Raw genomic sequence first — 9,799 nt, 5'->3', positions numbered from 1 at the left:
TGGTGACCGGTCCGACATTAACCAACGTGAATGATATCCGGGTGATAATGATCGCCTGACAGGAGCAGTGCCGGGCGGCGCTGCGCTTGCCCGGCCTACAACGGCATCGGCCCCGTAGGCCGGGTAAGGCGCAGCCACCACCCGGCGTTTTTTCAACAATTTGCGAGGCTGCTTCCGGGAATGCCTCTTGCCGTCTCGTCTGTATCGCAGTATCTTCTTGTTGCGCTTGCAAAATCAGGCGTTGGGATTAGCCTCCTGCAACCTTAGTGACGGCGCAAAGCTTCATTTGCGCCGTGCGACCTGCTACACCTCAATGGTGGGCTGGACGGGGGCGCTGCAAAGCGCGCCGGTGTCACTAAGGCCGGTAAGGCTAACTCCGTTCAGTTCACCACCAGCGAGATTAGCCTCTCCTGTGGTGATGTAAATTAATCACTTAGTGAGGTTGTCAATATGGCTACGACCCTAACCCCAATTCACGCATTAATTACCAGACCCTTCAGCCATCTTACCGATTTCATCGAGCTTGCAGATAACTGCGAACGCTACGTTGAAGCGATGGTAGAAGCCGACGATCCCCGAGATAAACTGGCTCTGTGCGGACGGCTGTCTACCAGCCTCTCTCTACTGATGCCGACGCTTAACGAGCCCATTCCTCCGGAAATGGTGGATGTGTTGACCATTGATACGCTGCCCACTCATCTCCCCGTGTTCGAGCCGGAAACCGATACTCTGTGCCGGTACTGTCAGGAACTCACTCAGTTGACAATGAGTGGCATGCTGACAAGCGAGCAGCAGCGCGTTATCGAAGATTTGCTGTTTGACCTAGTGAGTTATTTTAGTTACAGGCTGAAAGCTCCGCGCTGGCTGAGGACAGAGCAGGGCGATGTATTACTTTGAAAACGATAAAATTTACTTCTTAATGCTTAGAGTATCTGGCATGAAAATGAATCTCTGAATTTAATTCGGCCAACATGATTATCGAAGAGTTGTTAGGTTGTGATATTCACGAAACACCCTTACAGTTATTATCTATAAGGGTGTTGATTTTATCTCTTTTTCAGTGAAGCAGTTATATAAACGATGATGGCTACGATGAGTAATGATAAAATGCAGAGGGAAAGGAAATAATATTTATCCCATGTATCACCAGGGATGACATCTGTAAACATTCTCACCAAATTATAGGCTTTCATTTCTGGTATCAGTAAAAATAAGGCCGCTAACACCAAGGTGTATAGCAGCGCTTCCCCAATCCATAATAACACGTAATGCAGTGGCTTCATTAATACACCTGTATAGTACCGAAAGCAGTTAATGAGGACGTTACTTGTATGGTTGGCGTTTTAAGCAAAGCATCGCGTAACAGCATAAAATCTGATAGACGCGGCAAGGTAATACAACCTTCGCTTACGCCTTTATAACCAGCGGGATGCAAGCGAAAGTGTCCTCTTTCTACCTGTCCTGTGAACGTAATATCATCAATCTGTGCGTCATGTCTGTACAAAGCAAACCATACTGACCTGTCCGAACCGGATACGAACGATGCAAAAGCATCACTCAACCCTGTTAGTGCACCACCTGTACCACGTGTAACAATGTAGTATAAACCTGGCGGTAGCGGTCCGATAGAAGGGATTGCAATATCATTAGCATTGTTGCGTGATGTGCCTGTACCAGAATAAGCCGGAAAAAAACCTATCCCGGGGCAGCTCAGATTACTTAGTTGATTCCCATTTAGATGGAAAGTGCATTGGATCATCGTTCATTCCAGCTATCGGAGAAAATGACATTCCCATCACAATATTTCCATGTTATTTTCTCATATCGTAAGGATACTGCTTCCAGATGATTATGCTTTTCAGTTGCTGGATTTTTACAATCGTGCATCATGGGGCAAATTGAAATAACCTTAACGTTCTCAAGTAACATATTGAAGTACTCTTCCTCTTGTCCTGAGTGATTAATTTTATACCATTTCAATTCTACGCTTTTTAGTGTCTGCCCCTGAGCTACAGCCTTGTATATATATGGGCTTGAGGAATCAAATTCTTTCTGAAATGTTAATGGCGCATGTAAGCGCGTTCCGGTGATTTTGCCTGTGCTATTATCAGTCGGTAAGTGTAATCCATGACTAAAACCCAGAACCTCAATGCTTCCTTCACGATCTTTAACATCAACCGATCCTTTAATATCAGCTCCACCATCGTCTTTCATCCATAAGTAAGCTGGAATTGCCATTTGTGTAATCCTTTAATTAGTTGATAAACGAAAAAAAGCCTACATACATTAAGGTTAATTTGCAAAAACATTGATCGCGAAAATAAATAAGGTTTTTTTATTCGTTTAAACAAAGTTGATTCATGCGGGCTAGCCTGCATCGAACTCCTGGCGTTGAAATGTTCTCAGTACATTCACCGCAGAATCACCCGTCCCCCCTTTGACAGGGCACTACACTGATCTACATACCTGCGCGCGCTAACCCAGCGCGTGTTTGTCATGTCCATAAAATAAGGATGCATCATGATCCGGCCTATTCCTCTCGAGCGTTATCGCAATATCGGTATCTCTGCGCATATTGATGCCGGTAAAACCACCACCACCGAGCGCATCCTCTTCTATACCGGGGTGAGCCATAAGATGGGGGAGGTCCACGATGGTGCGGCGATCACCGACTGGATGGCGCAGGAGCAGGAGCGGGGGATTACCATCACCTCGGCGGCGGTAAGCTGCTTCTGGTCCGGCATGGATCGCAGCTATGAGCCGCACCGGATCAATATCATCGACACCCCCGGCCACGTCGATTTTACCATCGAGGTGGAGCGTTCCATGCGGGTGCTCGACGGGGCGGTAATGATCTATGACTCGGTAGGCGGGGTACAGCCGCAGTCGGAAACCGTCTGGCGGCAGGCCAATAAGTACCGGGTGCCGCGTATCGCCTTTGTCAACAAGATGGACCGTCCGGGGGCCGATTTCTTCCACGTGGTGCAGATGATGATCGACCGGCTCAAAGCCCACCCGGTACCGATTGTCATCCCCATCGGCGCGGAAGAGCATTTCACCGGGGTGGTGGACCTGATCCACATGCGGGCCATCATCTGGGATGACGCTACCCAGGGGATGACCTTTACCTATGCCCCGGTGCCGGATGATTTACAGGCCACTGCCCGGACCTGGCGGGATAAAATGGTCTCTGCGGCGGCGGAGGCCAGCGACGAGCTGATGGATAAATACCTCGACACCAACGAGCTCGACGAGGCAGAAATTATCCGCGGCTTACGTAAACGGACGGTGGCTGGCGAGATCCAGCCGATGCTCTGCGGCAGCGCCTTTAAAAACAAAGGGGTGCAGCGAATGCTCGATGCGGTGATCGAGCTGATGCCGTCCCCCCTCGACGTGCCCGCTATCGACGGCGTGGATGAAAAAGGCCAGCACGCCGAGCGCCACCCTAATGATGACGAACCCTTCTCGGCGCTGGCGTTCAAGCTGATGTCCGACCCCTACGTCGGTCAGCTAACCTTTATCCGCGTCTACTCCGGGGTGCTGAAAAAGGGCGACGCGGTCTTTAACCCGGTAAAAGGCAAGAAGGAGCGCATCGGGCGTATCGTCCTGATGCACGCCAACGACCGTCACGACGTGGAGGAGCTGCGCACCGGGGATATCGCCGCCTGCGTCGGGTTGAAAGATGTCACTACCGGCGACACCCTGACCGACCCCAACGCGGTGATCACCCTTGAGCGGATGGAGTTCCCGGACCCGGTGATCTCCCTCTCCATCGAGCCAAAAACCAAAGCTGACCAGGAGAAGATGGGCATCGCCCTGCATCGTCTGGCGGTGGAAGATCCCTCCTTCCACCTGCATAGCGACGAAGAGTCCGGTCAGACGATCATTTCCGGGATGGGCGAACTGCATCTGGAGATCATCGTCGACCGCATGAAGCGGGAGTTTGGCGTCGAGGCCAACATTGGTCGCCCGCAGGTGACCTACCGGGAAACCATTCGCAAAGCGGTGAGTGACGTCGAGGGCAAGTTTGTCCGCCAGTCCGGCGGCAAAGGGCAGTACGGCCACGTGGTGCTGAGCCTTGAGCCGCAGGCGCCGGGCAGCGGCTTTACGTTTGTCGATGCCACCAAGGGCGGGGTGGTGCCCCGGGAGTATATTCCGTCGGTTGAGAAAGGGCTGCGGGAAGCGATGAACAGCGGGGTGCTGGCGGGCTATCCGGTGGTGGATATCAAAGCGACACTGACTTTCGGCTCTTATCACGATGTCGACTCCTCGGAGATGGCCTTCCGCATGGCGGCGATCTTTGGCTTTAAGGACGCAGCGCGCAAGGCCGACCCGGTGATCCTGGAGCCGATGATGCATGTGGAGGTGGAAACCCCGGAAGAGTATGCCGGGAACATTATGGGCGATCTCTCCTCCCGGCGCGGGCTGGTGCAGGGGATGGAGGAGCAGTTCGGCAGCCAGATTATCCGCGCCGACGTGCCGCTGGCGGAGATGTTCGGCTACGCCACCACGCTGCGCTCCATGTCCCAGGGGCGGGCAACCTACAGCATGGAGTTCCACCACTACGCCGAAGCGCCGCGCATCGTCGCCGATGAGATCATCGCCGGACGGTCGAAAAAGTAGGCCCGTGGGGTGAACCATGAAGCGTCTGCATTTTGCTTTCGCCGCCCTCATGGCACCCCTTATGCTGCTGGGGTGTGTGGTGATGTCCGGCACCAGCAAAACCGATTTTGCCGCGACCCGGCAGGCGGATATGGTTTTTATCGGCCTGCCGGCGCCGCTGAACTGGTTTGCCGCCGGGATGCAGGGCACCACTTTCCCGGTATCAAGTCAACTGTCGCTCACCGCCGCGCACGTCGCGGTGCCGCTGCTCAAGCCGGTCAGGGCGCAGCATCCCACCTGTGATGTCGCGGTGATTGGCGATAACAACCGCGGCAAGATCGTGCATCAACTGGCCTGGGCCCGGGCCGGACGCAACGTTACGCTGTTTGGCTACAGCGCCATTAACAGTCTGCCCAAATCCAGCCGGGGTAAGATCGACGGCTTCGTGAAGCGCAAAGGCTGCTACTACGGCATCATCACCGGGGCGGGGGCGGTGTCGGGCATGTCCGGGGGGCCGGTGATAGACAGCCTGACCGGGGAGACGGTGGGGATCATCACCAACGTCATCCCCGGCAAAGGCGCGGTGGCTTTTGTAGCGGTGCAGGATTTTACCAACCTGCTGGATCGGATGCGTATCCCTTATAAGACCTATTAGAAGATATTGACTACAGTGCAGGACCTGCAACGCCGGGTGGCGGCTGCGCCTTACCCGGCCTACGTCTCCCGTGCTCGTGTAGGCCCGTGCAAGCGCAGCGCCGCCGGGCAAAATCCGGCACCTGAGTAAACACCGGTTATTTCACTCAGGCGCTTTCACCTGCTTCCCGCTGGTCACAAAGGTGCCTGCGCCCAGGTGGTGCAGGGTGTTGCGCTTATCGTCGTCAAACTGCCAGCGTCCGGCCGCGAACGCCCGTTCATCGGCGGCGGCTGAGACCACCTCGCCAAACAGGGTGTCATATTTTTCTGCCGCGGAGGTGGCGGGCAGCAGACGGCACTCCATCCACGCCAGGCACTTCTCTTCAATTACCGGCAGCCCCAGCACCGGGCCGTTAATCACCGGAATCCCGTAGCAGTTGAACTTATCCTCATCGCGCCCGCTGACGCTGCCCACGGCATAGGTCCAGTTGGTGGCCGCCACGCCGGGAATGACGATCCCGAACATGCCGCTGCGCTCAATCAGCTCCCGCGACCAGGCGCTTTTATCCACCACGATGGCGATCCGCGGCGGCTCGAACTCCACCGGCATCGACCAGGCGGCGGCCATGACGTTGCGGCGGTCCAGGGAGTCGTCGCGGCTGGTGATCAGGATGGTGGGGCCGTGATTTAACAGGCGGCTGGCGTGCATTAACTCAACGGGGCGGAAGTGGCTCATAGAAATTCCTCATCATTAGCATCAGAGCATTAAACGTCTGAAAGCCATCGGAAATCAATACGCAACAAAGGTGTCATGTTTTCGCAACACAAGCTGCCTACAGTGGCGGGCATCAAATCCCAAAGAGGATAACAAGATGCTCACTTCCATATCGCTTAAAGGCGTGTCGTACGCTTTTGGCGCGAATACTGTATTGAATCAAATCGATCTGCATATCGAGCCGGGTAGCGTGGTTGCGCTGCTGGGGCCGTCGGGCTGCGGCAAAAGCACCCTGTTGCGTCTGCTGGCGGGGTTAACCCAGCCCGCACAGGGTGAGATCCATTTTGGCGATCGCCTGGTGGCGAAAACCGGATGGGCGCTGTCGCCGGAAGCCCGGGACATCGGCATGGTGTTCCAGGATTACGCCCTCTGGCCGCACATGACGGTGGCGCAGAATGTGATGTTCCCGCTGAAGATGCGCCATGTTCCGCGTCAGGAACGCGAAAGCCGCGTGGCGCAGGCACTGGATCGCGTCGGCTTATGCGCCTTCGCCGATCGCAAACCGGCGGGGCTCTCGGGCGGACAGCAACAGCGCGTAGCGCTGGCCCGGGCGATTGTCGCGGAACCGCGGGTGCTGCTGTTTGACGAGCCGCTCTCCAACCTCGACAGCGAACTGCGTGGCACCTTGTGTCATGAGATGGCATCACTGCTGCGCCAGCTCGGCACCACCGCCGTCTATGTTACCCACGACCGCCGGGAGGCTGAAATCCTGGCCGATCGCATCGTGCATTTATCTGCTGGCAGCGTCGCTGCCGATCGTTTGATTACCACCTCAGGGGAGTTCGCATGAAAGCTACAATGTCCGTCAAAAAAGGAGTGCTGTTAGCCATGGCGTTATCGTCCGTTATGATCTCCAGCGCCCACGCGCTGACCGTCTACACCGCGGGGCCTGGCTCGCTCGCCAAAAATCTGGCCAGCGGCTTTGAAAAGAAGACCGGCGTGAAGGTGGATATCTTCCAGGCCACCACCGGCAAAGTGATGGCCCGCCTTGAAGCGGAGCAGGCTAACCCGCAGGCCGATATTCTGATCTCCGCCTCCTGGGATACCGCGGAAGATCTGCACTACCGCGGCTGGCTGTTGCCGTACCAGAGCGCCAATGCGGCCAACGTGCCTGCGGATCTGAAATCAGAGGACTTTGTCGCCCAGGGCGTGTCGGCGTTGGGCATCGTCTGGAACACCAAAAGCGGCACCCCGGAGCCGAAAGAGTGGCGCGATCTGACCACCGCCGCCTTTAAAGACAAAGTCACCACCCCGGACCCGGCGCTGTCCGGTGCTTCTCTCGATCTGCTGATCGGGTTGCAGAATGGCATGGGCGACAAGGCCTGGACCCTGTTTGATGAGCTCAAAAAGAACGGCATGGTCGTAAGCGGCCCGAACGCACAGGCGGTCACCCCGGTGATGCAGGGAGCCAAAGCGGCGGTGTTCGGCGCGGTGGATTATGTCTCGTATGGCAACATCAGCCAGGGCGAATCCCTGAAGGTGATCTTCCCGGCCAGCGGCACGGTGATTGCCCCGCGTCCGATGATGATCCTCAAATCCGCCCAGCATGCGGATGACGCTAAAGCCTTTGTGGATTACGTTCTCTCCCCGGAAGGTCAGGCGATGGTGGCCGATGCCTGGCTGATGCCGGCCCGCGGCGACGTGCAGGCCAAACGTCCGCTGCTTAACGACCTGAAAATTCTGCCGACCAAAAGCGATGGCAACAGCGAGCGCAGCGATATCCTCAAGCGTTTCAACACGCTCTTCACCTTATAATCAGGCGACGGGGGCAACCCCGTCTTCAGGACGGCTTCGTGAATCCTAAATATTTATCGGTAACGACGCTGGGATTATTGCTGATCCTGGTGGCGTTTCCGCTCACCTTTATTCTGCTCCAGGCGGTATTTCCGCACTTCAGCGCCGGACAGTTCTCCGGGGCGTTCAGCGGCATCAGCCAGCTACTGGCGGAGCCGCAACTGCCGGGCATGTTGGGCGGTACGCTGCAAATTGCCCTTGGCGTCGCCCTGGTCAGTGCGCTGATCGGCTTTCCCCTCGGCGTGGCGCGCGGACTGTTTAACCTGCCGCTGCCGAGGCTGTGGGATCTGCTGTTTCTGATCCCGTTTTTAACCCCGCCCTATATCGCCGCGCTCTCCTGGATGCTGGTCCTGCAAACCAACGGCTATCTGCAACAGATCACCGGGGTCAATCTCAACGACCTGCTGTTCAGCAGGAGCGGGATCGTGCTGGTGATGGCGCTGAATATCTTCCCGGTGATCTATTTTGCGGTGTCGCGCAGCCTGCTGGCGAGCGGCCAGCGTCTGGCGCTGGTGGCCCGCGTTCACGGTGCCAGCCCCGGGCGGGCGTTCTGGCATATCACGCTGCCCATGCTTTCGCCGTCGCTGGCGGCGGGGATGCTGCTGGCCTTTACCCTGGCGATTGAAGAGTTTGGCGTGCCTGCCGCTCTCGGCACGCGCGCTGGCGTGGTGATGCTCACCACCGATATCGAGAAAAAGCTGGCGGACTGGCCGATCGATCTTTCGGGCGCATCGATGCTTTCCGTGGTGCTGGTGGTTATCGCCCTGAGTGCCTGGTGGCTGCAGAAAAAGCTGACCGGGCATCAGGATGTGACCAGCATTACCGGCAAACCGACCGAGAATATGGGCGCCGGCGCCGGGAATTTTACGCTGCCGGTTGTCGCTGTTTTTGCGCTGACCGGGTTTATCGCGGTGATCCTGCCGGGGGCATCGATGGCCCTGTCCGGGGTGCTGGGAACCCTGTCTGGCGGGGTGACGCTGGATAATCTGACCGGCGGGCACTATGCGGCGCTTTTCAGCCAGCAGGGGGATGCGCTGTCGGCGCTGGGCACCAGCCTGTCGCTGGCGCTGGGGGCGGCCTGTATTACCGGCGTGCTGGGCCTGCTGGCCGCGTGGCTGGTGGTGGTGCAGAAGATCAAAGGGCGCGGCGTTCTGGATGCGCTCTCCCTGATGCCTGCCGCCTTGCCGGGCGTGGTGGTCGGGGTGGGGCTGATCCTGCTGTGGAACCGTCCGTTCTGGCCGGTCTCGCCCTATAACAGCTGGGCGATATTGCTGCTGTCCTACTGCTGCCTGTTGTTGCCGTGGCCGGTGCGCTACGTTGGCAGCGCGCTGCGCCAGCTGGGAGGGAATCTTGAGCCTGCCGCGCGGGTGCATGGCGCCTCGGCGTTGCAGGCGCTGCGCTTTATCGTGTTGCCGCTGGTCTCCCCGGCGATGCTGGCGGCGATGCTGATGGTGTTTGCCATCGCCTCGCGCGAGCTGGTGACGTCGCTGCTGCTGGCCCCGGCGGGCACACAGACCGTCTCGGTATTTATCTGGCGGCAGTTCGAGCAGGGTTCTGTCGGACAGGGAATGGCGATGGCGACCCTGACGCTGCTGACCGGGCTGGTGCTGATGTTAACGGCGCTCGGGATCATGCAACGCACCACGCGCGGATAAAAAGCACTTTTGAAACAGTGACTGGGGTAAATTAGTTTATAAACAAGGAAAACTGTAAAAAGGAAACTGATTATGACCCCGTTTTTGACCGCTTATCTCGCCCGTACCGGCTGGCAGCAGCCGGTTTCTGCGGACATCGCCACCCTGCGGGGCCTGCACCTGCATCACAACAGCGCCGTTCCGTTTGAGAATATCGATGTGGTGCTGCCGCGTGAAATCCAGCTCGACGAGCAATCCCTGGTGGATAAGCTGGTCACCGCCCGCCGCGGCGGGTATTGCTTTGAGCAGAATGGGCTCTTCGAGCGGGCGCTGCGTGAGGTGGGATTCCATGTGCGCAGCC

At 57.2% G+C, this 9,799-nt stretch carries 11 protein-coding genes; 7 read left to right on the top strand and 4 right to left on the bottom strand.

Going from position 1 to position 9,799, the window contains the following annotated elements; translation table 11 throughout:
* The first annotated feature begins 450 nt into the window (after positions 1 to 450).
* Positions 451 to 897 carry a hypothetical protein gene (locus tag WFM46_RS20710; RefSeq protein WP_336998418.1) on the top strand — a complete coding sequence of 149 codons (447 nt, stop codon included), beginning with the start codon at positions 451 to 453 and terminating at the stop codon, positions 895 to 897.
* Between the two features lie 149 nt (positions 898 to 1,046).
* Here the strand turns inward: WFM46_RS20710 and WFM46_RS20705 are convergent, their stop codons facing one another.
* The 3 genes from WFM46_RS20705 to WFM46_RS20695 are packed head-to-tail and all read right to left on the bottom strand — an operon-like array spanning position 1,047 to position 2,238.
* On the bottom strand, positions 1,047 to 1,283 hold the full coding sequence (locus WFM46_RS20705; protein ID WP_336998417.1) for a hypothetical protein: 237 nt from the start codon (positions 1,281 to 1,283) through the stop codon (positions 1,047 to 1,049).
* Positions 1,283 to 1,759 (bottom strand): DUF2778 domain-containing protein, encoded by a 477-nt coding sequence (locus WFM46_RS20700; protein ID WP_103179659.1) that lies wholly within the window; start codon positions 1,757 to 1,759, stop codon positions 1,283 to 1,285. Before WFM46_RS20700 ends, WFM46_RS20705 begins: the two co-directional genes overlap by 1 nt.
* Positions 1,756 to 2,238, bottom strand: coding sequence for an Hcp family type VI secretion system effector (locus WFM46_RS20695; protein ID WP_159338837.1), 483 nt, complete (start codon positions 2,236 to 2,238; stop codon positions 1,756 to 1,758). The genes WFM46_RS20700 and WFM46_RS20695 overlap by 4 nt, the downstream gene beginning before the upstream one ends.
* A gap of 282 nt (positions 2,239 to 2,520) precedes the next feature.
* On the opposite strand from WFM46_RS20695, the gene fusA reads away from it, so the two are divergent.
* Positions 2,521 to 4,623 carry an elongation factor G gene (gene fusA / locus WFM46_RS20690; RefSeq protein WP_336998416.1) on the top strand — a complete coding sequence of 701 codons (2,103 nt, stop codon included), beginning with the start codon at positions 2,521 to 2,523 and terminating at the stop codon, positions 4,621 to 4,623.
* Positions 4,624 to 4,639: 16 nt separating this feature from the next.
* Positions 4,640 to 5,257 carry a hypothetical protein gene (locus WFM46_RS20685; RefSeq protein ID WP_336998415.1) on the top strand — a complete coding sequence of 206 codons (618 nt, stop codon included), beginning with the start codon at positions 4,640 to 4,642 and terminating at the stop codon, positions 5,255 to 5,257.
* Between the two features lie 141 nt (positions 5,258 to 5,398).
* Here the strand turns inward: WFM46_RS20685 and WFM46_RS20680 are convergent, their stop codons facing one another.
* Complete coding sequence (locus WFM46_RS20680) at positions 5,399 to 5,971, bottom strand: flavin reductase family protein (RefSeq protein WP_159338841.1); 573 nt, start codon at positions 5,969 to 5,971, stop codon at positions 5,399 to 5,401.
* 136 nt (positions 5,972 to 6,107) lie between these two features.
* Here WFM46_RS20680 and WFM46_RS20675 point away from each other — a divergent pair, with 136 nt between their 5' ends.
* From WFM46_RS20675 to WFM46_RS20660, 4 genes are all read left to right on the top strand, one after another.
* Positions 6,108 to 6,800: an ABC transporter ATP-binding protein gene (locus WFM46_RS20675; protein WP_336998414.1), complete on the top strand. Its 693-nt coding sequence runs from the start codon at positions 6,108 to 6,110 to the stop codon at positions 6,798 to 6,800.
* Positions 6,797 to 7,765: an ABC transporter substrate-binding protein gene (locus tag WFM46_RS20670; protein WP_336998413.1), complete on the top strand. Its 969-nt coding sequence runs from the start codon at positions 6,797 to 6,799 to the stop codon at positions 7,763 to 7,765. The genes WFM46_RS20675 and WFM46_RS20670 overlap by 4 nt, the downstream gene beginning before the upstream one ends.
* A gap of 38 nt (positions 7,766 to 7,803) precedes the next feature.
* Positions 7,804 to 9,459, top strand: a complete 1,656-nt coding sequence (locus tag WFM46_RS20665) for an ABC transporter permease (protein ID WP_336998412.1) — start codon at positions 7,804 to 7,806, stop codon at positions 9,457 to 9,459.
* Between the two features lie 72 nt (positions 9,460 to 9,531).
* Positions 9,532 to 9,799: arylamine N-acetyltransferase (locus WFM46_RS20660; protein WP_336998411.1), on the top strand; the 268-nt coding region annotated here is incomplete at its 3' end.

The organism is Leclercia sp. M50 (assembly GCF_037150775.1).
Classification (GTDB): domain Bacteria; phylum Pseudomonadota; class Gammaproteobacteria; order Enterobacterales; family Enterobacteriaceae; genus Enterobacter.
Note: the sequence above shows the minus strand (reverse complement) of the source record. Positions and strands in the feature narration are given on the sequence as shown.

Bases quoted from the DNA above. Each gene is read 5' to 3' on its own strand.
- WFM46_RS20710 (WP_336998418.1), top strand. From the start codon at position 451: ATGGCTACGACCCTAACCCCAATTCACGCATTAATTACCAGACCCTTC.
- WFM46_RS20705 (WP_336998417.1), bottom strand. From the start codon at position 1,283: ATGAAGCCACTGCATTACGTGTTATTATGGATTGGGGAAGCGCTGCTA.
- WFM46_RS20700 (WP_103179659.1), bottom strand. From the start codon at position 1,759: ATGATCCAATGCACTTTCCATCTAAATGGGAATCAACTAAGTAATCTG.
- WFM46_RS20695 (WP_159338837.1), bottom strand. From the start codon at position 2,238: ATGGCAATTCCAGCTTACTTATGGATGAAAGACGATGGTGGAGCTGAT.
- fusA (WP_336998416.1), top strand. From the start codon at position 2,521: ATGATCCGGCCTATTCCTCTCGAGCGTTATCGCAATATCGGTATCTCT.
- WFM46_RS20685 (WP_336998415.1), top strand. From the start codon at position 4,640: ATGAAGCGTCTGCATTTTGCTTTCGCCGCCCTCATGGCACCCCTTATG.
- WFM46_RS20680 (WP_159338841.1), bottom strand. From the start codon at position 5,971: ATGAGCCACTTCCGCCCCGTTGAGTTAATGCACGCCAGCCGCCTGTTA.
- WFM46_RS20675 (WP_336998414.1), top strand. From the start codon at position 6,108: ATGCTCACTTCCATATCGCTTAAAGGCGTGTCGTACGCTTTTGGCGCG.
- WFM46_RS20670 (WP_336998413.1), top strand. From the start codon at position 6,797: ATGAAAGCTACAATGTCCGTCAAAAAAGGAGTGCTGTTAGCCATGGCG.